The 24152-nt window shown below is 65.1% G+C and carries 20 protein-coding genes; 7 read left to right on the forward strand and 13 right to left on the reverse strand.

What is annotated here, in order from left to right:
* Nucleotides 1–4: 4 nt before the first annotated feature.
* The 8 genes from xdhC to GGD40_RS17470 form a co-directional block, all read right to left on the reverse strand.
* Complete coding sequence (gene xdhC, locus GGD40_RS17435) at nt 5–1021, reverse strand: xanthine dehydrogenase accessory protein XdhC (RefSeq protein ID WP_179744371.1); 1017 nt, start codon at nt 1019–1021, stop codon at nt 5–7.
* Nucleotides 1002–3503 carry a xanthine dehydrogenase molybdopterin binding subunit gene (xdhB, locus tag GGD40_RS17440; RefSeq protein WP_218900916.1) on the reverse strand — a complete coding sequence of 834 codons (2502 nt, stop codon included), beginning with the start codon at nt 3501–3503 and terminating at the stop codon, nt 1002–1004. Before xdhB ends, xdhC begins: the two co-directional genes overlap by 20 nt.
* Entirely contained in the window at nt 3503–5050 is a 1548-nt protein-coding gene (xdhA, locus tag GGD40_RS17445) for a xanthine dehydrogenase small subunit (protein ID WP_179744372.1), read from the reverse strand. The genes xdhB and xdhA overlap by 1 nt, the downstream gene beginning before the upstream one ends.
* Before the next feature lie 373 nt (nt 5051–5423).
* Entirely contained in the window at nt 5424–5933 is a 510-nt protein-coding gene (locus GGD40_RS17450; protein ID WP_179703379.1) for a disulfide bond formation protein B, read from the reverse strand.
* A gap of 102 nt (nt 5934–6035) precedes the next feature.
* The gene (locus GGD40_RS17455) at nt 6036–7415 is read right to left on the reverse strand and encodes an amidase (protein WP_179744964.1); all 1380 of its coding nucleotides are present in this window, start codon (nt 7413–7415) and stop codon (nt 6036–6038) included.
* 85 nt (nt 7416–7500) lie between these two features.
* Nucleotides 7501–8181 carry a GntR family transcriptional regulator gene (locus GGD40_RS17460; protein ID WP_179703380.1) on the reverse strand — a complete coding sequence of 227 codons (681 nt, stop codon included), beginning with the start codon at nt 8179–8181 and terminating at the stop codon, nt 7501–7503.
* A 164-nt stretch (nt 8182–8345) separates the two neighbouring features.
* Nucleotides 8346–9698 carry an MFS transporter gene (locus GGD40_RS17465; RefSeq protein WP_179703381.1) on the reverse strand — a complete coding sequence of 451 codons (1353 nt, stop codon included), beginning with the start codon at nt 9696–9698 and terminating at the stop codon, nt 8346–8348.
* A 7-nt stretch (nt 9699–9705) separates the two neighbouring features.
* Nucleotides 9706–10392, reverse strand: coding sequence for a DUF2848 domain-containing protein (locus GGD40_RS17470; protein ID WP_179744373.1), 687 nt, complete (start codon nt 10390–10392; stop codon nt 9706–9708).
* 209 nt (nt 10393–10601) lie between these two features.
* Here GGD40_RS17470 and GGD40_RS17475 point away from each other — a divergent pair, with 209 nt between their 5' ends.
* The 3 genes from GGD40_RS17475 to GGD40_RS17485 all read left to right on the forward strand — a co-directional run bounded on the left by GGD40_RS17475 (nt 10602) and on the right by GGD40_RS17485 (nt 15119).
* Complete coding sequence (locus tag GGD40_RS17475) at nt 10602–12359, forward strand: cation:proton antiporter (protein WP_179703382.1); 1758 nt, start codon at nt 10602–10604, stop codon at nt 12357–12359.
* A gap of 132 nt (nt 12360–12491) precedes the next feature.
* Nucleotides 12492–14093, forward strand: coding sequence for a gamma-glutamyl-gamma-aminobutyrate hydrolase family protein (locus GGD40_RS17480; protein ID WP_179744374.1), 1602 nt, complete (start codon nt 12492–12494; stop codon nt 14091–14093).
* Between the two features lie 300 nt (nt 14094–14393).
* On the forward strand, nt 14394–15119 hold the full coding sequence (locus GGD40_RS17485) for a DUF2968 domain-containing protein (RefSeq protein WP_179744375.1): 726 nt from the start codon (nt 14394–14396) through the stop codon (nt 15117–15119).
* Between the two features lie 80 nt (nt 15120–15199).
* On the opposite strand, the gene GGD40_RS17490 is transcribed toward GGD40_RS17485, so the two are convergent.
* The 3 genes from GGD40_RS17490 to GGD40_RS17500 all read right to left on the reverse strand — a co-directional run bounded on the left by GGD40_RS17490 (nt 15200) and on the right by GGD40_RS17500 (nt 16810).
* Nucleotides 15200–15601, reverse strand: a complete 402-nt coding sequence (locus tag GGD40_RS17490; protein ID WP_179744376.1) for a hypothetical protein — start codon at nt 15599–15601, stop codon at nt 15200–15202.
* Nucleotides 15598–15984: a hypothetical protein gene (locus tag GGD40_RS17495; RefSeq protein ID WP_179744377.1), complete on the reverse strand. Its 387-nt coding sequence runs from the start codon at nt 15982–15984 to the stop codon at nt 15598–15600. The genes GGD40_RS17490 and GGD40_RS17495 overlap by 4 nt, the downstream gene beginning before the upstream one ends.
* Before the next feature lie 301 nt (nt 15985–16285).
* Nucleotides 16286–16810: a GNAT family N-acetyltransferase gene (locus tag GGD40_RS17500; RefSeq protein WP_179744378.1), complete on the reverse strand. Its 525-nt coding sequence runs from the start codon at nt 16808–16810 to the stop codon at nt 16286–16288.
* A gap of 330 nt (nt 16811–17140) precedes the next feature.
* Between GGD40_RS17500 and GGD40_RS17505 the strand changes: the two genes are divergently transcribed.
* On the forward strand, nt 17141–18442 hold the full coding sequence (locus GGD40_RS17505; protein ID WP_179744379.1) for an MFS transporter: 1302 nt from the start codon (nt 17141–17143) through the stop codon (nt 18440–18442).
* A gap of 120 nt (nt 18443–18562) precedes the next feature.
* Here GGD40_RS17505 and GGD40_RS17510 read toward each other — a convergent pair whose 3' ends face one another.
* Nucleotides 18563–20410 carry a tetratricopeptide repeat protein gene (locus tag GGD40_RS17510; protein ID WP_179744380.1) on the reverse strand — a complete coding sequence of 616 codons (1848 nt, stop codon included), beginning with the start codon at nt 20408–20410 and terminating at the stop codon, nt 18563–18565.
* A 77-nt stretch (nt 20411–20487) separates the two neighbouring features.
* Between GGD40_RS17510 and GGD40_RS17515 the strand changes: the two genes are divergently transcribed.
* The 3 genes from GGD40_RS17515 (at nt 20488) to GGD40_RS17525 (ending at nt 23866) form a co-directional block, all read left to right on the forward strand.
* Nucleotides 20488–20904 carry an ArsR/SmtB family transcription factor gene (locus GGD40_RS17515; protein WP_218900919.1) on the forward strand — a complete coding sequence of 139 codons (417 nt, stop codon included), beginning with the start codon at nt 20488–20490 and terminating at the stop codon, nt 20902–20904.
* Nucleotides 20901–22049: a cation diffusion facilitator family transporter gene (locus tag GGD40_RS17520; RefSeq protein WP_218900921.1), complete on the forward strand. Its 1149-nt coding sequence runs from the start codon at nt 20901–20903 to the stop codon at nt 22047–22049. The genes GGD40_RS17515 and GGD40_RS17520 overlap by 4 nt, the downstream gene beginning before the upstream one ends.
* Nucleotides 22050–22141: 92 nt before the next feature.
* Nucleotides 22142–23866, forward strand: coding sequence for an FAD-dependent monooxygenase (locus tag GGD40_RS17525; RefSeq protein ID WP_179744382.1), 1725 nt, complete (start codon nt 22142–22144; stop codon nt 23864–23866).
* A 27-nt stretch (nt 23867–23893) separates the two neighbouring features.
* On the opposite strand, the gene GGD40_RS17530 is transcribed toward GGD40_RS17525, so the two are convergent.
* Nucleotides 23894–24145, reverse strand: a complete 252-nt coding sequence (locus GGD40_RS17530; protein WP_179744383.1) for a formate dehydrogenase subunit delta — start codon at nt 24143–24145, stop codon at nt 23894–23896.
* Nucleotides 24146–24152 lie beyond the last annotated feature (7 nt).

Here is a 24152-nt window from a genome sequence, read left to right on the forward strand (position 1 = left end):
TGTGTCAAACCGTCGGCGTCGCGTGATGCAGGCCGGCGTTCGCCTCGACGGCTTGCAGCACCTGCGCCGCCGCCGAGATCGCGATGATCTCCGGCGACTTGTCGACGATGCCGTCCACGCCGAGCGGGCATTTCATCCGCCCGATCAGCGCCGGGTCGAGGCCGCGCGCGGCGAGCCTGTGTTCGAACTGCTTGCGCTTGCTATGCGAGCCGATCATGCCGAAGAACGCGAAATCGCCACGCCGCAGAATCCGCTCGGCCAGTTCCAGATCGAGCGTGTGGTTATGCGTCATCACGATGAAGTACGTGTTCGGCAAAGCCTGGTCGATGGCTTCGTCGGGGGCGTCGTTCGGATCGATTTTCACGTTGGCCGCGTGCAGCAATTCGGCCGGTGGAAACTGTGCGTCGCGCTCGTCCACCCAACGCACCGCGCAGGGCAGCGTGGCCAGCACGCGAACCAGCGCCGCGCCCACGTGACCGGCGCCGAACAGCACGACCGAAAAGTCGCCTGGCGCGATGGTCTCGGTGAGCAGCGCGCCGCTGTCGTCGAAGCCGGCGCCGTCCCACAGCAGGCAGTCGGCGGCGTCGACACCCGGCTCGGGGTCGGACAGCATCACCGCATCCGGTGCGGGGCCGAATGATACGCTACGCACCGTCGATTGGCCCGCGGCCACGCGTTTCGCGAGCGACGTGATCCAGCCGAGATCGCCGATATCGAGCCGCTCGAACGCGAGAATCACCGCGCCGCCACAGCATTGGCCGAGGCTTGGGCCGAGCGCGAAACGCTCCAGCCGGCGCATGTGCGGCGAGCGCATGCCGTCGCGCAAGACCTGGCGCGCGGTCTCGATTGCTTTCCATTCAAGGTGGCCGCCACCAATCGTATGTTTCGCCGATTCGCGCGTGACGATCATCTTGGTGCCGGCCTCGCGGGGCGCCGACCCTTCGACGCGCGCGACCGTCACCAGCACGGCAGCGTCGCCGTGCGCGAGCAGTTGTTGCAGGTCAGGTAGCCAGGCTTGCATCCGGCGGTTCTCCATACAGGGCCGCGCGGGGTGTCCGTGCGGCCGGTTGAGTGTGGTCCGACGCGTTCGTGTCGCTTGCCGCATGTAAGGCGTCCAGCGCGTCGAGAATCGCCTCGGGCGTGGCCGGCGCGCGTAAGGGCGGCGCTTGCTCCGCGTTCGGCACGGCAGCCGCGATGGCGTCGCGAATCGCCAGAAACACCGAGAACGGCAGCAACAACGGCGGCTCGCCGACCGCCTTCGAGTGGAACACGGTCGGCTCGGCGTTGCGGTTCTGATAGAGCTGCACGTGGAATGCCGCCGGCGTGTCGCTCACCGCCGGAATCTTGTACGTGGACGGCGCATGCGTCATCAGACGGCCGTCGCGGTTCCACCATAATTCTTCGGTGGTGAGCCAGCCCATGCCCTGAATGAAGCCGCCTTCCACCTGGCCGATGTCGATCGCCGGATTGATCGACTGACCGGCGTCGTGCAGCACGTCCGCGCGCACCAGTTTCCATTCGCCGGTCAGCGTGTCGATCACGACTTCCGACACCGCCGCGCCGTACGCAAAGTAATAAAACGGGTGACCGGTCAGCGTTTTCGCATCCCAATGCACCTTCGGCGTGGTGTAGAAACCGTCCGACCACAACTGCACGCGCGCCAGATACGCGGCGCTCACCAGTTGTTCGAACGGCATCGCGCCGCCGTTCACCGACACCTCGCCGTTGGCGAAGCGCACGTCGTTCGCGTGGCCGCCGAGTTGCTTCGCCGCAAGTTCGGCGAGCCGCGCGCGGATGGTGTGCGCGGCGGCTTCGGCGGCTTTGCCGTTCAGATCGCTACCCGTCGATGCCGCAGTCGCCGAGGTGTTGGCGATCTTCGACGTGTCGGTTGCCGTGACCCGCACGCGCGTGAGCGGCAAACCCAATGCATTGGCGACGACCTGCGCGACCTTCGTGTTGAGCCCCTGGCCCATCTCGGTGCCGCCGTGATTGACCAGCACCGAGCCGTCTTTGTACACATGCACCAGCGCGCCGGCCTGGTTCAGAAACGGCACATTGAACGAAATGCCGAACTTCACCGGCGAGAACGACAGACCGCGTTTGAGCACCGGGCTCGTTGCGTTGAAGGCCGCGATTTCCGCGCGGCGTGCGCGATAGTCGCTGGTGTCGAGCAACTCGTTGGTCAGCGGCGCGATCACGTTGTCTTCGACGCGCTGTCCGTACGGCGTCGTATTGCGCTCGCCGATCCCGTAGTAATTGGCGACGCGCACGTCGAGCGGATCGCGCTTCAATTCACGTGCGATGCTGTCGATCATCACCTCCATCACGAGCGCGCCTTGCGGACCGCCGAAGCCGCGAAACGCGGTGTTCGACTGCGTGTTGGTCTTGCAGCACAGCGCGACGATATCGACGTCGGACAGGTAGTACGCATTGTCGAAGTGGCACACGGCGCGCGTCGCGACGGCGCCGGAGAGGTCGGCGGAATAGCCCGCGCGCAAAGCGATTTCGACGCGCGCGCCGAGAATGCGGCCGTTGTCGTCGAAGCCGGCTTCGTACGTATAGACTGCGTCGTGGCGCTTGCCGGTGATCATGAAATCGTCGTCGCGATCGGCGCGCAGTTTGACCGGGCGGCGCAGCAGTTTCGCCGCCAGCGAAGCCACGCACGCGAACACTGCCGATTGCGATTCCTTGCCGCCGAAGCCGCCGCCCATGCGCCGGCATTCGCACACCACGCTATGCGCCGGCCAGTCGAGCATATGCGCGACCACCTGCTGCATTTCGCTCGGATGCTGCGTCGAACTGTAGACCAGCATGCCGTCCATTTCTTTCGGCACCGCGTAGGCAATCTGGCCTTCGAGATAAAACTGTTCCTGGCCGCCGACTTCGAACGTGGCGGCGATTCGGTGCGGCGCGGCGGCGATTTTCGCGGCCGGCTCGCCGCGCTTCAGATGCAGCGGCGGCAGCACGTATTGCTGCTTCGCCTTGGCTTCGGCGGGTGTGAGGATCGCTTCGAGCGGCTCGTAGCGGATCACGTCGTCGCTTTTCGCGAGTGCGGCGGCGCGGCGCGCGAGGTCGTGGCTTTCGGCGATCACGGCGAAGACCGGCTGGCCGAGATACAGCACTTCGTCGACGGCGAGAATCGGGTCGTCGTGCAGCACCGGGCCGCAATTGTTTTCGCCGGGGATATCTTCCGCGGTGAGCACGGCGATCACGCCGGGTGCGTTTCTTATCGCGTCCAGATTCATCGAGACGATCCGCGCGTGCGCGTGGCGCGACAGGCCAAGCGCGGCGTGCAGCGTGCCGTGCAGTTCGGCGATGTCGTCCGTATAGGTCGCTTCGCCGCTGACGTGCAGCGCCGCGGATTCGTGCGGCAGCGAGACGCCGATTGCCGTGTCTTTGTCGAGCGAGGCGACGTGTCTGGCGGCCGGATTCGCGGCGTGCCTGGCAGCCTGATTCACGATCGGTTTCACGGCCGGATCGACGAAAGCATCGGTGCGGTTCATCACGACGGCTCCTTCGCCACGAGGGCGTCCGGTGCGCCGGTCTCGAATGCGAACGCATTCACGTCGCACAGCGCGAGCGGCGCGTCGTCGCGGGTTTCGAGGTGGAAGCGCCACAGTACGTTGCGCGCCACCTTCAGCCGGTAAGCGCTCGACGCGCGCATGTCGCTAAGCGGCTGGTAATCGGCGACGAGTGCGTTCATTGCTTGCCGCGCGGTGCTTTCGTTCCATGGCGCGCCGCTCAGCGCGGCTTCGGTTTGCGCGGCGCGCTTCGGCGTGGCCGCCATGCCGCCGAACGCGATTCGGGCTTGCCGGATCGTGCCGGTTTCGTCGATCTGCAAGGCAAAGGCCGCGCACACCGCCGAGATGTCCTGATCGTAGCGTTTCGCCACCTTGTAGGTGCGAAAGCGCAGCGTGCCCGCCGGCCGCGGCACGCGCAGCGCCGCGACGAATTCGCCGGCCGCCAGCGCGGTTTTCTGATAGCCGAGGTAGAGCGCGTCGAGCGGCAGCGTGCGGGTTGTCGGGCCGTGACGCAGCACGACTTCGGCGTCGAGCGCGAGCAGCGCCGGCATCGAATCGCCGATCGGCGAACCGTTCGCGACATTGCCGCCGAGCGTGCCGGCGTTGCGGATCGGCAGCGACGCGAAGCGGGTCCACAGTTCGGCGAGTTCGGGGTAATCGACGGCGAGCGCGGCGTACGCGTCTTCGAGCGTGACGGCGGCGCCGATCGTCAGCGTTTGCGCGTCGCGCTCGATCGTCTTCAATTCGGCGACGTTGCCGATATACAGAATGTCGCCGAGATCGCGGAACTGTTTGGTGACCCACAGGCCGACGTCGGTGCTGCCGGCCAACAGGCGCGCCTGCGGATGCTCGGCACGCAGACGGGCGAAGGCGTCGAGCGAAACCGGCGCGTGGAAGGCGGGCGAGCCAAACGCGGCGCCGCGTGCGTCGGGCGCGCGATATTCGAAGGTGTCGCTGCGTTGCAGCGCGCGCAGTTGCTGCGCGATGGCCCGGCGGTCCAGCGTCACGCGCGGGTACTGCGGGTAATCGAACATTTTCTGCGACGCGTCGACGATTGGCCGATAGCCGGTGCAGCGGCACAGATTGCCGGATAGCGCGGCGTTGATCTCGTCGCGGGTGGGCAGGCCGGCGGCGGCCGGCTGGTTTTCGTACAGCGCCCACATCGACATCACGAAGCCGGGCGTGCAGAAACCGCATTGGGAGCCGTGGCAATCCACCATGGCTTGCTGGACGGGGTGCAGCGTGCCGTCGGCGGCGCGCAGGTCTTCGACGCTGAAGAGGGCGCGGCCGTCGAGCGTGGGCAGGAACTGGATGCAGGCGTTGACCGCTTTCAGCGCCAGCTCGCCGTGCGCGTCCAGTTCGCCGATCACGACCGTGCAGGCGCCGCAGTCGCCTTCCGCGCAGCCTTCCTTGGTGCCCGTGCAATGCAGATCCTCGCGCAGGTGCTGAAGCACGGTGCGCGTTGCCGGGACGTCCGCGATTTCACGGACGGACCCCTGGTGATAAAAGCGGATGGTTTGCGATGTCATGGCGAATCCAGAAGACAGTGCGGACCGGGCGCGCGTTACGCGTGGGGTCGCGCCAAAGCCGGCCTCGCGCACGTAGATCGCCATCCAGTTCCGAATTTAGCACTACCCAGTCTCAAAAATATTTCCCATGGCGCATGACGCTTATTCGGATGCGGTCATGAATAAGTACGATTCGCGCCGCGCCGGGAAGTTGCGTGGCGATGGAAATGGCGCAAAGGCAGATGGGGTGGGGTGCGGCGGGGATGTGTTGCGGAATGCGTGCGGGCACGGCGCGGTAGGGAGGGCGAACGCAATTGGCGCAAAAAAACGCCGGAGTTCGCGCCGCCGCGAACGGCGGCCGGCACTCCGGCGCTATTTCAATACCGCGGGTGGTTCAGGCGAACCGGCGGCGATTCTTCGTCAGTGTCAGCGCCAGCGGGATGAACGCCACCACGAAGGCGACCAGCGACCACATCGGCAGCGTCAGGCCCAGAATCGGCGGATAGGCCGTTTCGCACAGCCCGGCGACCTTGAACACGCCCGGCAGCCAATGCGCGGGCGGCAGGCTGTCGACCACCGGCTGCAACGCGTCGAAACCGCAGCTAAAGCCCGGATTTGCCTGCACGTAGACGTGGCGCGCGGCCGTCAATGCGCCGGCCAGCGCCGACAACGCCGCCATCACTTCCAGCAGCCGAACGCCGCGCCAGCTATTAAAGCGCGCACCGAGGAACGCGAAAATCGCGATCAACAGGAAGAAATAGCGCTGGATGATGCACAACGGGCACGGGTCTTCGTGCAGGAAGTATTGCAAATACAGCGCGCCGGCCACGAGGGCGACGCAGATCAGGCCAAGCAGAAGCAGCAGGGAGCGCTCGCGGCGCAGCATCGCAGTGTCGTTATTCATGGATTATGTGGCTGTCTTGGAAACGGAAAGGGCGGGTGCCCGCGATTCTAGCGCGAACCCCCGCCCCGCCGCTTATCGCGGTATTACGTCCTCTTCACCCGCTCAACGAATCGCGTTCAGCACCGCCTCCGCAGCCCGGCCGATGGTGAGCAACGCGTCGTCGGCATGCGGCGCGCCGGCCAGCATCAGCCCGACCGGCGCGTCGCCGCGCAGATGGCAGGGCAACGACAGCGCGCACGAATCGAGGAAGTTGAACACGCTCGGATTGCGCAGGATCAACGCATTGGTGCGGCCGAACGCGTCGTCGTCGTGCACCAGGTCGGCCACGCGCGGCGGCAGCACCGGCACGGTCGGCGCGACCACCGCGTCGAAACGCTGCCACAGCGTGCGCGCGGCCTCGTCCAGCAGCGCCTGGCGCTCGGCGAGCAGGTCCAGATAGTCGACGGCGCTGGCCGGCTGGCCTTTGAGAATGCGCACCAGCACGCGCGGATCGTATTGCTCGCGGTGCTTCTCCAGCAACGGACGGTGCCACGCATACGCTTCGATCGGCGAAAAGCCGAAGCGGTTGATCTCCGGCAGACGGTCGAGCGGCGCGAACCGCACTTCGGTGACGATTGCGCCGGCCGCTTCCAGATGCTTGAGCGCGGTGTCGATCGCGGCGGCGACGGCCGGTTCGACGCCGTCGGTGACGAAGTTGGTCAGCACGCCGAGGCGCACGCCTTCGAGCGGCCGGGCGGCCGGAATGCGCGGCTCGAGGCCCGCCAGCATCCGGTCCACCAGCGCGCAGCACGCCACCGAGACGCCGATCGGGCCGAACGAATCGAGCGTCGACGACAGTGGCACGCCGCCTTGCCTGGGAATCCGGTCGGCGGTCGGTTTGAAGCCGGTCAGCCCGCACAGCGCAGCGGGGATGCGGATCGAACCACCCGTGTCGGTGCCGAGCGCGATCGCCGCCATGCCGTCCGCGACCGAAGCCGCCGCGCCCGACGACGAACCGCCCGAAATCCGCTCGTCACCCTTTACGCCGCGCTGGTACGGCGACAGCGGGTTGCCGTAGTGCGGATTCAGGCCGAGTCCGGAGAACGCGAACTCGCTCATGTTGGTGCGTCCGACCAGCACGGCGCCCGCCCGCTTCAGACGCGCGACCACCACCGCATCCGCTTTGGCGGCGGGTGCGTGGGCGAGCACGACGGAGCCGGCGCGGGTCGGCTGGCCTTCGATATCGAACAGGTCCTTGACCGACACCGGAATCCCGGCGAGCGGCGACAGGACCGTGCCGGCGGCGCGCAGGCGGTCGTGCGCGTCGGCGGCGGCGCGGGCGTTGTCCGCGTCGACGTGCATGAAGACGGCCGCGCCCTGGCCGGCCGGATCGGCGATCCGTTCGAGCGCGGTTTCGACCAGCGCGCGGCTGGTGGTGCGGCCGGCGGCGAGATCGGCGGTGAGCTGGGCAAGCGGTGGGAAGGGCGTGAAGGCAGTGGCCATGATGTCGGTATGAATCCGGTTGAACCGGGCAAGCCGGTTGAGTTCGATTGAGAGCGCGCCGTTCAAGGCGTTCGGTCGAGGGCGCTTACATCCGGCTGAACAGCGTCGCGCGGAACGCCTCGATATGCTTCTGCACCGACTCGCGCGCGCCTTCGGCGTCGCGTTCGCGCAGCAGACGAAACAGTTCGAGATGCTCCTCGTGAACATCTTCCAGATGATGCGGCTCGGACAGCGAAATGAACCAGAAGCGCAGTGAGCGCTCATGCAAGCCCCGCAGAATATCGGCCAGCACCGGATTGCGCGACGCCGCCGAAATCGCCAGATGGAATTCGCGGTCGATATCCATCATGCCTTCAATGTCGTGCGCGGCGACGCACACCGACGAGCGCTCCAGCAGCGCCTGCATCGCGTCGTAATCGTGCTGCTGCGCGTGGCGCGCGGCCAGCTCGACGCAGTAGCTTTCGTTCACGAGCCGCACGTCGATGATCGCGAGCACGTCGTCGAGCGAAACCGGGCGGACCATGATGCCTTTGCGCGGCATGATGGTCAGCATGCCTTCGTGCACCAGCCGATGCAGCGCCTGATGCACCGGCGTGCGGCCGATGCCGGTCAGCGCCATCAGCTCCGCTTCGTTGAGCACCTCGCTCGGCCGCAAACGCATCGTGATGATCTCGCGTTTGACGAACGCATAGGCCTGTTCGGCGAGGCTCGCGCTAGCGGTCTCGCGGGTGGGTCGGGAAGGGCGGGCAGTCTGCAAAAGCGTCATGTGTGGAACTGGCGGGCGATGTCGTCCGCATTGTAGAGCAAGGTTTTGCGCGGGCGGCGCGGCCAGGGCGGGTGGCCGCCGCATGCCGTGCCGCGTGGCGTGCATGCGCGCGTCCGCAAACAACGCGCACGTACGCAAACACAAACATCAAAGCCGCAAACGCATCAGGCGTTGCCCGGCATGGCGGCCGCCGCGTGCTGCACCTTCACGCGCGGCATCATCAGCGTCACCAGCCCGCCGACGATCAACGCCCCCGCGATCAGCACCAGCCCAAGCGTCACGCTATGCGTCGCGTCCTTGACGATGCCGAGCACATACGGACTTACATAGCCCGCCAGATTCGCGATCGAGTTGATCACCGCGATCCCGGCGACGGCCGCCGAGCCTTGCAGGAAGGTCGTCGACATCGACCAGAAGATGCCGAAGCCCGCGAGAATCCCGACATACGCAATCGACAAACCGGTCACGGCGAGCGGAATCGAGTTCGTGACCGACGCGCTGCCGAGCAGTCCCGCCGCGCCGATAAAGCAGCACACCGCGTAATGCCAGCGCCGTTCGCCGGTGATATCCGACGAGCGCCCGATCAGAATCATGCCGATGCCCGCCGCCAGATAGGGAATCGCGGTGACGAAGCCATTGGTGACGAGGTTCGTCACGCCGAGATCCTTGACGATCTGCGGCAGCCAGAACGAGAAACCCGCGTTGCCGGTGACGAGGCAGAAGTAGATCAGCGTCAGCAGCCAGAAGCGGCCCGAACGCAGCGCCACCGCGAGGCTATGCTCGGCGCCGGCCGCCGCGGCCGCGCTGTTTTCCCGCGCGAGGCGCTGCAGGATCACGCGCTTTTCGTCGTCGGTCAGCCACGCGGCTTCGGCCGGCGTGTTGCGCAACACGGCGAGCGCCCAGAAGCCGGCGAGGATCGACGGAATGCCTTCGATCAGAAACATCCACTGCCAGCCGCGCAAACCGTGCGTTTCATGCAGCGCCGACATCAGAAAGCCCGACAACGGCGCGCCGATAATGCCGGCCACCGGAATCGCCGCCATGAACACGGCGACCATCCGTGCACGCCGGTCGGAGGGAAACCAGAACGTCAGATAAAGCACCACGCCCGGCACCAGACCCGCTTCGGCGACGCCGAGGAAAAAGCGCAGCACGTAGAACATCGTTTCGCTATGCACGAACATCATCAGACACGACAGCAGGCCCCACAGCATCGTGATGCGGGCGATCGTGGCGCGCGCGCCGAACTTTTTCAGCAGCAGATTGCTCGGCACTTCAAACACGAAATAACCGAAGAAAAAGATCCCCGCGCCGAGTCCGTACGCCGCGTTCGTGAGGCCCAGGTCGCCGGTGAACTGCAGCTTCGCGTAACCGATGTTGACGCGGTCCAGATACGACAGCACATAGACCAGAAACAGGAACGGCATGATGCGCCACGTGATCTTGCGCAGGGCGGCGGCTTCGAGCCACGCGTCGGAAGACGCGTCGGCGCTGACGGAGTGCGAAGGGGAGCTCATGGGTGCCTCATTCGACGATAGGTAGCGCGCGCACGCGATAAGCGTGGCGCAGCGTGCGGTTCAGGATCGGGTCGTGCAGTTCGAGTTCGAGCGCGTCGCCGTCGAGCATGCCGACGATGCCGCCCTGTACCGCCAGCGTGCCGCAGTACATCGCCGCACCGGCCGCGAGCGGCGCGCGCGTGAGCAGATCGGCGGCCGGCAACAGCGACGCGACGCTGCCTTGCTGATAGACGCGCCGCTCGCCGTTCGTCACGGCGTACGCGCGCAATTCCAGTTGGTCCCAGTGACCGGCGACGTCGTCGAAACGCCAGGCGTCGCGGGCGAGCGGCTTCGGGCACACCTGTTTGGACACCGTGACGCCGTAGGCCTCGACCTCGCGATCGGTGTGATCGGAGCCGACCGTGACGAGCAGGCCCGTTTTGCCATTCACCAGCACGCATTCGGCCTCGCCGCTGGACTTCACGCCGACCACGTCGATCTGCTCGGCCTGCGTCAGCAATTCCGCGCCGAGCCGGTAGAAGCACGGCGTGGTGGACGGCCGCTTCACGCCGAGTTCGGCCAGCTCGGCGATGTGATGCTCGATCGCGGCCTGATCGCGCCCGGCCCAGCCGGCAATCGTCAGACGGTTCACTTCGACGATCTCGGCGCGGCTGGCGCCGCTACGGTCTACAACGTTGAAAGACACCTGCTGCATCACGCGACTCCCGTAAAAATATGCGTCAAATATTATTGTGATATTTCACAGGCGTCCAGCGTTTCAAAAACATTCCGGTTTGCGTGTTGCATCGAATCGTTCCGTGACCCGGCAAGCCCGTTCCGTGCGGATGTTCCGGCCGACAGGCGTGTCGCGATCCTTTGTTACACTGCGTTTTTGAGACATTACTTTCTGTAAGGATCGCATTCATGCACCATGGCATCGGCTTCATTCAGGACCTGGCGGTCGTGATGGCGCTCGCCGGCGTCGTCACCGTGCTGTTCCATCGCCTGAAGCAGCCGGTGGTGCTCGGTTACATCGCGGCGGGCGTGATCATCGGACCGTACACGCCGCCGTTCCAGCTGATTCACGACGAGCAGACCATTCAGACGCTGGGCGAACTCGGCGTGGTGTTCCTGATGTTTTCGCTCGGCCTCGAATTCAGTCTGCGCAAGCTCTTCAAGGTCGGCGCGACGGCGATCGTCGCGGCGCTGTCCGAGATCGTGCTGATGCTGTGGATCGGCTATGAGATCGGCAGCGCGTTCGGCTGGAGTTCGATGGACTCGCTGTTCCTCGGCGCGATCCTGGCGATCTCGTCGACCACCATCATCGTCAAGGCGCTTTCCGAGTTGGGGCTCAAGCGGGAGAGCTTCGCGCAACTGGTGTTCGGGATTCTGATCGTCGAGGACATTCTCGCCATCGCGATGCTCGTGCTGCTGTCCGGCATTGCGCAGACCGGACAGTTGAGCGCGGGCGTCGCGATGATCACGCTCGGCAAGCTGCTGCTGTTCATGACGGTGTCGCTGGTGGTCGGCATTCTGGTGGTGCCGCGCGCGCTGAATTACGTGGCGCGCGCCAAAAGCGACGAGATGCTGCTGGTGTCCGTGCTCGGCTTCTGCTTCGGCTTCTGTCTGCTGGTGGTCAAGCTCGATTACAGCATCGCGCTCGGCGCGTTTCTGATCGGCGCGATCATGGCGGAATCGCGTCATCTGCATCGCATCGAGCATCTGATTGCGCCGCTGCGCGACGCGTTTTCGGCGATCTTCTTCGTGACGATCGGTTTGATGCTGAACCCGGCCGTGCTGGTCGACTATGCGTGGCCGATTGCGGTGATCACGGTGGCGGTGATCGTCGGCAAGATCGTGTCGTGCGGGCTCGGGACTTTTCTGGCCGGCAAGGACGGCCGCACGGCGATGCGCGTCGGCATGACTGTCTCGCAGATCGGCGAATTCTCGTTCATCATCGCGTCGCTCGGCGTGACGCTGAAGGTGACGAGCGCGTTTCTGTATCCGATCGCGGTGGCGGTGTCGGCGTTGACCACGTTGTTCACGCCGTATCTGATCAAGGCCGCGGATCCGCTGACCCAGCGTCTCGGCCTGGCGATGCCGCGCACGCTCGCGAACGGTTTCGGCCTCTATGGACAGTGGTTGCGTAGCCTGAGCACCGGCAACGGTGAACCGACGCTGTTCAGCATGACGCGGCGGATCATTCTGCAAATCGCGGTGAATCTCGCGCTGGTCGCCGCTATTTTCCTGGCGGTGTCGTACAGCGCGCCGTACACCAGCGCGTGGCTCGCGCATTGGCTGGCTGTCGAACCGTTGCAGCGCGTGGTGCTGTGGAGCATTGCGCTGATCGTGTCGTTGCCGTTTCTGGTGGCGGTGTACCGGAAGACCAAATCGCTTGCGTTGCTGCTTGCCGAAGTCAGCGTCCAACCGGCGACGGCGGGGCGCTTCACGCGCGCGATCCGTTACGCGATTTCCGATCTGGTGCCGGTGGTGTCCATGGTCGGCGTGTTTCTGCTGCTGGCCGCGCTTTCGGGCGGGATATTGCCGCCCACGGGCTTGCTCACCGCCGTGCTGATCTGCGCGGCGCTGCTGCTGGCGCTCGTCTGGCGCTGGTGCGTGAAGATCCACGCGGCGATGCAGATCGCGTTGCGCGAAACTTTCGATGAACAGCCGGATCCCTGATCAGGTCGGACGAGATTGTGTCGCCTGAATCAACAATGTGAGCAATTGTGTGCGGGTTTGCGGGGCTTGGCCCGCTAGCGGATAATCAGGGCATATTCATTCGTTCGCGTGGAAGGCGCCTGTCTGACTGTCATGAGCGAAAACAAACCTGAAAACGCCGGTCAGCCCGGCAGCCCTCCGTCGCCTTCGGCGTCGCCCGCGCCGTCTGGTGCAAGTCCTTCTGGGGCAATTGCTGGGTCTGGTGCGGGTTCTGGCGCCGCGACCGGTGCACCCTCCGGCGCATCGTTCAAGCCCGCCGGGCCGCCGCCCGATCCGGCGGCCTCGTTGCCCCTCTCGCACGAAGATTCCATCCAGTCGCCGATCAAGGACGTGATAACGCCGTCCGCGGCGTCGGAGGCTGCGGCTGAGGAAGCCGCCGTCAGATCGTCCACCGACGATCCCGACAGCGCCTCCGCCGTGACGCCGGCCGATCCGCAAGCCGCACGGCAGCGCGATGCCGCCGAGGCGCGCAGTTCCGCTGCGGCATCGACGGCCAGGCAGGAGGCGGCGGTTCATGACAAAGCGGCGCACGACGCTCGCGCCACGCCCGCCCACGCAGCGCCCGCCGAACCGCAAGCCGCGCCGAAACACGAGACGACGCTTTCAAGCAGCGAGCCGCTTGCCGGCGAAGTGACGTCCTCAGTGGAAGTGGATAGCGCCGCCGCCATACCGGAAGCGGATAGCGCCGCCGCCATACCGGAAGCGGCCGCTGCCTCCACAGCGCGCCCGGCCGGCGCACCGCCGCCCGGTTTCGGCGCCGCGCCGGACTTTTCCGCGTCCAATCCGCCGCCGCCCAACGCGTTGCCGCCGTCGCCGCCGCGCTATCTGAAGCAGAACGATTCGGCGTGGACCGTGTTCGGCCGCATCATCGCGGCGCGCGCTCGCCAGTTGTTCGATCGCGCCGGACAACGGATCACGCAGCGCACGCTGCGCATCGGCGTGTCGGCGCGGATCTTTCACCCGGAGCCGGGTGCGAAGGGGTTGCGCGGCAAGACGCTGCAGTACCTCGAGGAATCGATCGCGCACTGGGTCATGTCGCGCGACGTGCTGGTGTTCATGATTCCGACGGTCGGTCATCAAGGCATGCTGCATCCGAGCAATATCCGTTTGCGCGACTATGCCAAGCATCTCGACGGCCTGTTGCTGCAAGGCGGCGCGGATGTCTCGCCGCAGTCGTACGCGGAAAGCGCGAGCAGCCACGAGTGGCCGGGCGATCGCGTGCGCGACATGTACGAGCTCGAATTGCTGCATGAATTTATCGAGTCGGGCAAGCCGGTGCTCGGTGTATGCCGCGGCTGCCAACTGATCAACGTGGCGTTCGGCGGCACGCTGTATCAGGACATCGCCACCGACGTGCCCACCGCCGGCGCGCACGTCAACGAGAACTACGATCAGCATCGGCACGGCATTCACTTTCCGGACGGCTCGACGCTGGCCAACATGTTCCCGGGCCGGCGCGATGCGATCGTCAACTCGATCCACCATCAGGCGGTCAAGACGCTGGGGCGCGACCTCAATATCGAAGCGGTGTCGGCGTCCGACGGCATCATCGAAGCGGTGCGTTACCGTCGTGCGCCTTTTGTGATGGGCGTGCAGTGGCATCCGGAGTTTCATCGCGCGGGCGGTCCGGAATTGCTGGATTGCACGCCGTTGCTGGATACATTCTTGCGGGTGGCGCGCGAAACGCGCTTCTAGTGGGCGGAGCGCCAGGTCTGCGTCTCGGCGGCGCGGCCTGGCCTTGACGCATTTGCCGGTTTCCGCCGGATTCACCTGAATCCAACGCAGATTCGGATTCGTCCTCACATGAGGCGGATCGTCGTGTTTTCGTGGAATCCCAACGCGTTTATTTCGCGATGCCCCCGCCTCATTCGGCGGAATGGTTCGCGATCTTTTTGTCTCAATTTAAATTCTAATTTCGGGACACGTGAGTGCTTCGCTTGACGGCTGATCCGCGCGATAATCGTCTGCTGTTTTGGATTCGCACGGAGCACCGGTATGAAGTACCCCTTAACTGTATGGCGCGCCATGTTGCTCGCAACCTCGTGCGTGCTGTTGCAGCCAAGTGGTTTCGTGCTGGCGGCGCAAGACGGCGAGGCCGCACCCTTGGCCGGCACGCGGCCAGCCATGAACGCCCTGACTGCGCAGTCTGTCGGCAACGCACAGGGCATCGCGGCATCGAGCACCTTGACCACGGCGACGCCAGTCGCCGAATCGCAAGGCAACGTCGCCGAATTGATGCAAATGATTCGCGACACAAAGTTGAACGAGCTGCGCACCACGTATAACGGCAGCTACGGCGCGAGTCTGTTTTTCTATCCGCAGGAAATGACGTACTACGTCGCGTTGTTTCAGGACAAACATTTCTGGCGCGTCATCAAGTCTGAAGACGCCGCGCGCGCGGAATTGATCTATGCGGACTTCGTCCAGCAAACGGCGCAACTCGCCGACGTCGAAATTCGTCGCACGCAGTTGCTGGCGCAGAAGGCTTATATCGAAGACATCATCGCGTTGTCTGAAGACCGCGCGAAACGTCTGCAGGCCGATCTCGACGTAGCGCGTGCGCAGCAGGCCAAGGTCAACGACTACCAGCGGCAAACGCAGACCGAAGCGGCCGCGTTGCATTTGGAAAAGGAAAAAGCGCAGGCGCAACTGCGTCAGGTGCAGGGCGAAGTACTGCAACTGCAGCGGCAAACCGAATCGGGGCTACCGCTGCAGAAGTAAGCGTCACGCTGCAAGAAAAGCCCGGCCGATTTTATCGGCCGGGCTTTTTTATCGCGTTGTTCTCGGCGACAGTGGTCTGCTTACTTCGAGAACTGATCCGGAATGTCGGTCACGCGACGCTGCGATAGATGGTTCATCCATTCGGTCTCGCTGGTTCCGGACGATTCGGTCGCGGAAGCGGAGCGGGGTGGTTGCGAAACAGCTCGAACGGGTGTTGCGGCCGACGGTTTGAGCAACGCTTGCGTCGCAATGGTCGAATCGATGGCGCCCGGTATGCGATCGTTCCGCGCCGCGGTGTAGGCGGGCTTGTAGGAAGCGGCGGCTTTTGCGTTGCTATGCCGAACCTCTTTGTGCAACTCGCCAGTCTTTTCGTGAAAATCTTCGCGCCGCCGCGAGGCCGAATAGTCGAATTCATTTGCTTCGGACTCCGCCGACTCCAGTGTCGACACGACGGTCTTTTCGGATGCGTCGCTAGACGTCAATGACTGTGCGTTGGCAGAGTCCACGCCAGTAGCGCCGCACCACTCACTGCGGAAGCGCCGCCTGCCAACGCGTTCCTGGGACCAGGCGCGCGCTGCGAAGACGCGGCCACCGCAGGTTGTTGGGCCGACGCGAATGCACGTGCGTCGGCGGGAAATTTCGCCGCCCGATCGAGCGGCGCATGGCCGAAAGCAGCCCCTTCCTCGCTCATACAGAAGGTGTGGACTACCGCGGCATAGAGCGCTTTGAGTTCGATTCGCAGACTGTAGCCCGGCGGCCGATACACCCAGTCGCGGCCGAAGGGTGCAGGCAAATGACGACCCAACGGGCGCATACGCGGCAGCGCCATCGAGCCTTCGATCAGGATAAAGGGAATAGCGGACATGGATATCTTCCAGCACCTCGAAAAGGAGCGACCAAATGGATGGCCCCATGAAACGGTGGGTCGGCAGGCTTCGGAAGAGGCGCGCGAGACGCCTTATGTGCGCACCTGAGTCAACCTCGGAAATCAGCAGCGTGCTGAAACCGAGCATCGGGGCGCGCAAGCGTTTTAACGTGAAGCCATCGGGATGAGGAAGATAATGCTCGGAAGCATCCAAAGTCGCGATCGGACGTTTCTGAAAATTGATATAGAAACGGCCTAGGTCCGACAAGGCCGGAACGACCTGCGGACCCGCCGAAGCCGTCTATTTTTCCAGTCTGTAGACGTAGCGCAGCGCGGTGATATCCCTGCCGCCCATGTGATCCGGCTCCGCGCCCACGAACTGCCAGCCTTGCCGTTCGTAGAAACCGATCGCCGGCGTATTGCCTTCGAGCACATACAGATACAACTGCGCCTCGCCTTGCGCGCGGGTCCAGTCTTCGGCGGCGCGCATCAGCAGCTTGCCGACTCCGATGCCCTGATAGCCCGGCAGCGCATGCAGGTTATCGAGCAGCACGCCCCACGCCGATTCCGGCTGACGTTCCGCGCAGACAAAGCCAATCGGCTCGCCATTGAGTTCGGCGATCCGGACGATGCGGCGCTCGCCGCCCGGTGCGCTCAGACGCGCTTCCCAATACGCCGCGCGTTCGTGCGTGACTTCGCCGTCGAGGAAGACGTCGGGCAATAAACCGCGATAGGTGGCTTGCCAACTGGCGGCGTGGATCGAAGCAATCAGAGCGGCATCGGCGAGGGTCGCGGGGCGCAGCGAGAGAGTGCGGTTGGCTTGCATCGGGGTGGCGATCAGCGCGAAGTGGCGGGACGCAAATTCTATCGGGACGACGGCTGTCGTCGGCGGCCGGCGGGGTCTGTAATGATTCTGTATGCATTACGCGACAACACCAACAACGGTAACATTACGTGGCAAGGGCTTGGCCTGTTTCACAACGTTTACCCTGATATCAGCAGAGTGCTTTCAGCATGAAAATTCAGCGCCCCCGGCGCGTTCCTGCTGCGTCCTGCTTCACCCTGCTGGCGGCATCTGCTTCACCGAATCCAGTGGATCGTTTCAACTGCCTGATCGCCGCCAGAACCGAGGGCGACGGGCTTTCCAGAGAATGTCATGTCTACAGCGACACACGCCACTTCCTCATCCCAGGAATCGAAAGTCAAGACAGTGTTCCGTGTCGTCAGCGGCAACTTTCTTGAGATGTACGACTTCATGGTCTACGGCTATTACGCGTCGGCCATCGCCAAGACCTACTTCCCTAGCGGCAACGAATTCGCGTCGCTGATGCTGTCGCTGTCGGTGTTCGGCGCGGGCTTCCTGATGCGGCCGCTCGGTGCGATCGTGCTCGGCGCGTACATCGACCATCACGGCCGACGCAAAGGCCTGATCCTCACGCTCGGCCTGATGGCGCTCGGCACGCTCACGGTCGCGGCAATTCCAGGTTACGCGACGATCGGTGTGCTGGCCCCGGCGCTTGTGCTGCTCGGCCGCCTGTTGCAGGGCTTCTCCGCCGGTGTCGAACTGGGCGGCGTGTCCGTGTATCTGTCGGAGATCGCGACCAAGGGCAACAAGGGCTTCTACTGCGCGTGGCAGTCGGGCAGCCAGCAGGTCGCGGTGGTGTTCGCTGCGCTGATCGGCGTGGTCCTGAACAAAGTTTTGCCGGCTGACCAGATGGGCGCCTGGGGCTGGCGCGTGCCGTTCCTGATCGGCTGCCTGATCGTGCCGTTCCTGTTCCTGATCCGCCGTTCGCTGCAGGAAACCGAGGAATTCATGGCGCGCAAGCATCGTCCGAGCATGGGCGAGATCATGAAGACCATGGTCGCCAACTGGGGCATCGTGCTCGGCGGCATGGGCATGGTGATCATGACCACCGTGTCGTTCTACATGATCACCGCTTACACGCCGACCTTCGGCAAGGTAGTGCTGAAACTGTCGTCGATCGATACGCTGGTGGTGACCGTCTGTATCGGTCTGTCGAATCTGGTCTGGCTGCCGCTCGCGGGCGCGTTGTCGGACCGGATCGGCCGCCGTCCGGTGCTGCTGGTTTTCACGATTCTCACCATCATTACCGCGTATCCGGCGTTGCAATGGCTGGTCGCCGAACCGTCGTTCGCGCGCTTGCTGGCCGTCGAGTTGTGGCTGTCGTTCCTGTACGGCAGCTATAACGGCGCGATGGTGGTGGCGCTCACTGAAGTAATGCCGGTTAAAGTGCGCACCGCCGGTTTCTCGCTGGCGTATAGCCTCGCTACGACGATTGGCGGCTTCACGCCGGCTATCTCGACGATGCTGATTCACACCACGGGCAACAAAGCGGCGCCGGGGCTGTTCCTCGGCGCGGCGGCGATCTGCGGTCTGGTCGCGACGTTGGTGCTGTATCGCACGCCGGAATCGCGCAATCAGTATCGAGCGGCCTGACGACCACCCTTGTCAGTTTGTGGGACAAGAAAAAACCCCGCGCTCCGAAAAAGCGCGGGGTTTTTTGTTTGTTGGGCGCGACGCTTGATAGCGCCGCCGCATTCAAGCGACAACCGCCGGCTAACCGCGGCGCAATTCATTCGCCACCGCTTCGACGACTTCCTGCCACGCACCCGGCTGCGGCTGACGCACGAGCGTCGCGCCCGGATACCAGGGGCTGCGTGCGTCGCCGGTAAACCAGCGCCAATCCGCCGCGAACGGCAGCATGACCCACAACGGTTTGCGTAGCGCGCCGGCCAGGTGAGCAATGGACGTATCGATCGACACCACCGCGTCGAGCCGTTCGATGATCGCGGCCGTATCCGCGAAATCGCCGATGCGTTTATCGAAGCGATGAATCGACGCCGCGCGCGGATGCGTGTCGAGCGCCGCGCGTTCGTCCGCGCTCAGTTCGGGTTGCAGCACGATCCAGTCGATGCCGTCGAGCGCGAACAGCGGATCGAGCGCGGCGAGCGGCATGGAACGGGTTTCGTTGGGCTGGATGCGCCCCGTCCACGCAATGCCGATCTTGCGTTTCGCCTGGCCGCCGAGCGAACCGCGCCATTTGCGGCCATAGGCGGCCGGCACGTCGAGGTAGGGCGTGCGCGCCGGAATGCTGTCGTAGGTCGTGCCGAGCGCGAGCGGCAAGCTGAGCAGCGGGCAGTGCAGATCGGCGGCCGGGCGCGGCGTGCCCTGGGCGATCAGCGTCACGCGCCAGGCTTGCGCTACGGGCGCCAGCAGCGGCAGCAGCGCAGGCTGCACTTCGAGCACCACGCGCGCGGCGCGTTGCGCGGCGAGCGGTACGAAGCGCGCGAACTGCAGCGTGTCGCCGAAACCTTGTTCGGCGTGAATCAGCAGCGTGCGTCGATCGATCGGTTCGCCGTGCCAGCGCGGCAGCGTCTGAATTGCCGGCTCGGCCATGGTTTGCAGCCGCCATTCGTATTCCGGCAGTCCGCGCGCGAAATCGCGCAGCGCGAGCCACGCCAACGCGCGGTTCATATGCGCGGACGCAAGGTCCGGACGCTGGCGCAACGCTTGATCGAACGCGCGTACCGCGGGCGCATGCGCGCCCAGCGCGAGGTGCGTGTTGCCGAGACTGAGCCACGCCAGCGCGAATTGCGGATCGAGACCGACCGAGCGTTCGAGATACGGCAGCGCCTGCGCGTGACGCCCCAACGCCGCCAGCGCATTGCCCATGCCGAAGATGGCCGGCGGCAGGTTCGGCTGCAAACGCAGCGCCGCTTCGAACGATTTGACCGCTTCGGCGTGGCGGCCGGTGGCGTCGAAGGTATTGGCGAGATTGAAGTGCGCGGCGACGAAGCGCGGTTCGGCGGCCAGCGCCTTCTGGAAGCAGGGAATCGCTTCGTCCGCGCGGTCGAGCGCGTTCAGCGACATGCCCATGTTGTTCAGCGCGCCGGCGTGGCCGGGGCGCAGTTGAAGCGCCCGCGTGAACGACGCGATCGCTTCCGTGTGCTGGCCGAGCGCGTGCCGCGCGTTGCCGAGATTGTTGTGCGACGACGCGTCGTCCGGTTGCAGACGCAACGATTTCTCGAAGGCGTCGGCGGCGTCTTCATGACGTCCCTGCGATGCGTACGCGTTGCCGAGGTTGTAGTGCGCCATCGGGAACGACGGCGCGAGCGTCAACGCGTTGCGAAACTGTTCGATGGCGTTGTCGATCTGGCCCAGCGCCTTCAGCGCGTTGCCGAGGTTCAGTTGCAGCGCGGCGTCTTCCGGGCGCAGTTTCACCGCGCGCCGCACGAGCTCGGCGGCTTCGGCGTGCTGGCCCTGCTGATGGCGCAGGACGCCCAGCAGGTGCAACGCATCGACGTGCGTGGGATTGCCCTGGAGCGTTGCGCGATAGTCGCGTTCGGCGTCGTCGAGGCGGCCGTCACGATGCGCCGCGAAAGCGCGGTCAAATACAGGTTGCATGACGGGGGATGGGATTCGGGTGAGGCAGAGGCCGCATTTTCCCACACTCGACGCACCGCGCTCCGATTTGACCAGTCATGTCGACGCATATAACATGTGAATATCTGTTCATATGTGTGCCGACCGTGACGACTGCCGTGGCTTCTACCGTTTCCGACGTTCCGTTAAGCCGTTTCGACGACCGCTCCGCGGACACCATCGTGCCGCTGGCGGATCTGTTTCGCCTGCTGGGCGACCCGACGCGTTTGCGGATCGTGCTGACGTGCGTCGACGGGCGTCGTCCGGTGGGGGCGATTGCCGAGGCGCTGGGCTTGTCGCCATCGCTGGTGAGCCACCATTTGCGGCTGCTGCGCGCGGCGCGGATCGTGCGCGCGGAGCGCCAGGGCAAGCAGGTGTTCTACCTCGCCGCGGATCGTCACATCAGCGCGATGCTGACCGGCATGCTGGAGCACGTGGCCGAACCCGCCAGCGATTTTCCCGTGGATGCGACATGAAGAATACGAATAACCCGAATCGGGCGGCGGAACAGCGCGAGGATGAGCACGCGCCGGTGTGGGTCGATGGAAGCGATGGCGATGATGTCCGCTCTGGTGGGACGCGCGACGCAGGCGGCGATGCCGCGGTGAAGGGCGGGCACGACCATGAAAGCCAGAGCCGCGAACATAGTGGCGATGACCACGGCAGTGATGATCACAGTCACAACGATCATGGCCACAGCGGCCATTCCCACAGCGGCCATTCCCACGCCCACGCCCCCATCCCCGGCCACGGCCGCGCGTTCGCACTCGCCGTCGCGCTGAACGTCCTGATCGTCGTGATCCAGGCGATCTACGGCGTGCTCGCGCATTCCACCGCGTTGCTCGCCGACGCCGGCCACAACCTCTCCGACGTGCTCGGCCTGCTGCTCGCGTGGGGTGCCGGCTGGCTCGCCACGCGGCGTCCCTCGGCGCGCTACACGTTCGGCTACGGCAGCTCGTCGATTCTCGCGTCGCTGGCCAATGCGGGGCTGCTGCTGTTCGCGTGCGGCGTGATCGTCGCCGAGGCGATCGGCCGTCTGATGAATCCGGCGCCGGTGGCCGGCCTCGCGGTATTCGTCGTGGCGACCATCGGCGTGGTCGTCAACGGTATTTCCGCGTGGCTCTTCATGCGTGGGCAGAAGGAAGATCTGAACATCCGCGGCGCATTCCTGCACATGGCGGCCGATGCCGGTATTTCGGCGGCTGTCGCGATCAGCGGCCTGGTGATTCTCTACACCAACTGGACGTGGCTCGACCCGGTGATGAGCCTGCTGGTCGTCGCGGTCGTCGTGGTCGGCACATGGGGGCTGTTGCGCGATTCGGTGCGCCTCGCGCTCGACGCCGTGCCGCCCGGTGTCGACCTGCAACGCATTCGCGACTATCTGGCGACCCAGCCTGGCGTTGTCGATGTGCACGACTTGCACGTGTGGGCGCTGTCGACCACCGGCAACGCGCTCAGCGCGCATCTGGTGATGCCGGCCGGCCATCCCGGCGACGAATCGCTCGACGCGATCGTCGTCGTGCTGCGGGAGCGTTTCTCGATGCTACACGCGACGCTGCAGGTCGATCTCGGCACCACCCAGCATCAATGCGCGATGGAGCACGCGGGGCACGCGCATTGACGCAGCGCATCGTAAACACCTCACCGGCAGCGCCTCCAGGGTGACTTCGTCAGGGCGTACACTAGAACGCACTGCCGCCTAGGGAGCCCCGCATGGACGTTGCTGCAAACAACGCGTCGCCGGTGCTGATCGTCGGCGCGGGTCCGACCGGACTTGCCGCCGCCATGAGCCTCGCGCGTGCCCACGTCCCCGTGCGTCTGATCGACAAGGCCATGCAGCCGAGCCCGTATTCGCGCGCCATCGGTATCCAGGCGCGCACGCTCGAACTGCTCGAGCAGCATCGTCTGGTCGAGCCGTTTCTCGCGCTCGGTCATCGCGCGCGCGTGGCCAATCTCTTTTCCAACGGCATGCGTCTCGCGCGGCTCGATTTCGATCCGTTGCACACGCGCTATCCGTATCTGCTGTTTCTCGACCAGGCCGTGACCGAGCGTTTGCTGACGGAGCATCTCGCGACGCTCGGTGTGACGATCGAACGCGGCGTCGAACTGATGAATTTCGCACAAGGCTCTGCCAGCGTTCAGGCGACACTGCGCCGTGCCGACGGTCACACGGAGACCATGCGTCCGTCCTATCTGATCGCCGCCGACGGCGCGCATAGCGCGGTGCGTCACCGGCTCGGCCTGAGCTTCGCGGGCAAGACCTTCGAACAGACCTTCCTGCTCGCCGATCTGCATGCCGAAACCGATTGGCCCGACGACGAATTTCATATGTTCGCCTCGAACGACGGTCTGGTCGCGCTGTTCCCGATGGGCCACGGCCGGCATCGGCTGATTGCCGATCATGCAATCGAGCCGTCGGCCATGGCGCCGCCCACCGCGCCCGCGGTGCTGGGTGAACCGCTGCTCAACCGCGTGCCGCCGCCGTCGCTCGACGATTGCAAGGCGCTGATCGCGCGCCGCGTGCGCGAACGCGTCGACGTGTCGGACCTCAAGTGGTCCGCGCACTTCCATCTGAACAGCCGGATGGTGGACCGCTTGCGTGTCGGCCGGATTTTTCTCGCGGGCGACGCCGCGCATGTTCACAGCCCGGCCGGCGCGCAAGGGATGAACACGGGCATTCAGGAAGCGTTCAATCTCGGCTGGAAACTCGCCCGCGTGCTGAAGAGCGCGGCGCCGGATCGACTGCTCGATACCTATCACGCCGAGCGGTATCCGATCGAGCGCGACGTGCTGCGTCAAACGGGCTTCGTGATGCAGATGGCCGAAGCCGATCATGGACCGCTGAAGCTGCTGCGCGAGCGCGTGATGCCGGTGCTCGCCGCGCTCGGTCCGTTGCGTGACGCCGCGCGTCTGACGATCAGCGAGTTGTCGATCCAGTACCGGCGTAGTCCGCTCACGCTCGAACGGGTGCTCGACGGCGGCCCGCGTGCCGGCGAAAGGGCGCCGGATGCGTTGGTGCATGTGGTGGATGGACCGCTGGGCCGCGCGCCGGGCGTCGGCTGTATTTTCGATCTGCACGACCCGGCGTTCTTCTCGCTGTTTCTGCTGGTGCCGCCGCTGCCGGTCGACGACACGCCGCTCGATCCCGCCGCGAAACATGCGTCGCCGCCGGACGCGGATCGGGATCGTATGGTTGCCGAAATCGAACGCCTGTTGCCGGGCGCGGTGCGTATCTGGCGCATTACCGACACGACCGGCGACGGCGGTCCGGCGCTGTCCGAATCGTATGGACGCACACGGCCTTCGTTTTACCTCGTGCGACCGGATGGCTATATCAGCGCGCGCGGGCGCACCGGCACCGATCTGCACGCCTTGCTGCGGCATTGCGAAGCATGGTTCGCGGTGGGCGGCGAGATCCCCGAGCAGACCGCGCTATGACGCGGGCGGCTGCAAAGCTGCAAAGCGTTAAACCGCCGCGGGCGCAGCAGGCGTCAATTGTTCGCGATGTTTGACCAGCGCATCCCTGACGATCGCCGACATCTCGACGCCGCCCGCTGCCGGTTCATCGAGCGACGCCAGCAACGCGCGCCGCATGCGTGGCTCCCAGAAGCGGTGGATATGATCGGCGATACCGCCCAACGCTTCTTCGCGGTCCGGCATCGAATCGAAGAAATCGCCGATCCGGTTCGCCATGTCGATCAGATTCTGAGTGTCCATGGCTCGC

Origin of the sequence: Paraburkholderia bryophila, assembly GCF_013409255.1 — a bacterium.
In the GTDB taxonomy this organism is placed as follows: Bacteria; Pseudomonadota; Gammaproteobacteria; order Burkholderiales; family Burkholderiaceae; genus Paraburkholderia.

What these genes read in the sequence shown, in the direction of transcription:
- xdhC (WP_179744371.1), bottom strand. Translation starts at nt 1,021, where the DNA reads ATGCAAGCCTGGCTACCTGACCTGCAACAACTGCTCGCGCACGGCGAC.
- xdhB (WP_218900916.1), bottom strand. Translation starts at nt 3,503, where the DNA reads ATGAACCGCACCGATGCTTTCGTCGATCCGGCCGTGAAACCGATCGTG.
- xdhA (WP_179744372.1), bottom strand. Translation starts at nt 5,050, where the DNA reads ATGACATCGCAAACCATCCGCTTTTATCACCAGGGGTCCGTCCGTGAA.
- GGD40_RS17450 (WP_179703379.1), bottom strand. Translation starts at nt 5,933, where the DNA reads ATGAATAACGACACTGCGATGCTGCGCCGCGAGCGCTCCCTGCTGCTT.
- GGD40_RS17455 (WP_179744964.1), bottom strand. Translation starts at nt 7,415, where the DNA reads ATGGCCACTGCCTTCACGCCCTTCCCACCGCTTGCCCAGCTCACCGCC.
- GGD40_RS17460 (WP_179703380.1), bottom strand. Translation starts at nt 8,181, where the DNA reads ATGACGCTTTTGCAGACTGCCCGCCCTTCCCGACCCACCCGCGAGACC.
- GGD40_RS17465 (WP_179703381.1), bottom strand. Translation starts at nt 9,698, where the DNA reads ATGAGCTCCCCTTCGCACTCCGTCAGCGCCGACGCGTCTTCCGACGCG.
- GGD40_RS17470 (WP_179744373.1), bottom strand. Translation starts at nt 10,392, where the DNA reads ATGCAGCAGGTGTCTTTCAACGTTGTAGACCGTAGCGGCGCCAGCCGC.
- GGD40_RS17475 (WP_179703382.1), top strand. Translation starts at nt 10,602, where the DNA reads ATGCACCATGGCATCGGCTTCATTCAGGACCTGGCGGTCGTGATGGCG.
- GGD40_RS17480 (WP_179744374.1), top strand. Translation starts at nt 12,492, where the DNA reads ATGAGCGAAAACAAACCTGAAAACGCCGGTCAGCCCGGCAGCCCTCCG.
- GGD40_RS17485 (WP_179744375.1), top strand. Translation starts at nt 14,394, where the DNA reads ATGAAGTACCCCTTAACTGTATGGCGCGCCATGTTGCTCGCAACCTCG.
- GGD40_RS17495 (WP_179744377.1), bottom strand. Translation starts at nt 15,984, where the DNA reads ATGTCCGCTATTCCCTTTATCCTGATCGAAGGCTCGATGGCGCTGCCG.
- GGD40_RS17500 (WP_179744378.1), bottom strand. Translation starts at nt 16,810, where the DNA reads ATGCAAGCCAACCGCACTCTCTCGCTGCGCCCCGCGACCCTCGCCGAT.
- GGD40_RS17505 (WP_179744379.1), top strand. Translation starts at nt 17,141, where the DNA reads ATGTCTACAGCGACACACGCCACTTCCTCATCCCAGGAATCGAAAGTC.
- GGD40_RS17510 (WP_179744380.1), bottom strand. Translation starts at nt 20,410, where the DNA reads ATGCAACCTGTATTTGACCGCGCTTTCGCGGCGCATCGTGACGGCCGC.
- GGD40_RS17515 (WP_218900919.1), top strand. Translation starts at nt 20,488, where the DNA reads ATGTCGACGCATATAACATGTGAATATCTGTTCATATGTGTGCCGACC.
- GGD40_RS17520 (WP_218900921.1), top strand. Translation starts at nt 20,901, where the DNA reads ATGAAGAATACGAATAACCCGAATCGGGCGGCGGAACAGCGCGAGGAT.
- GGD40_RS17525 (WP_179744382.1), top strand. Translation starts at nt 22,142, where the DNA reads ATGGACGTTGCTGCAAACAACGCGTCGCCGGTGCTGATCGTCGGCGCG.
- GGD40_RS17530 (WP_179744383.1), bottom strand. Translation starts at nt 24,145, where the DNA reads ATGGACACTCAGAATCTGATCGACATGGCGAACCGGATCGGCGATTTC.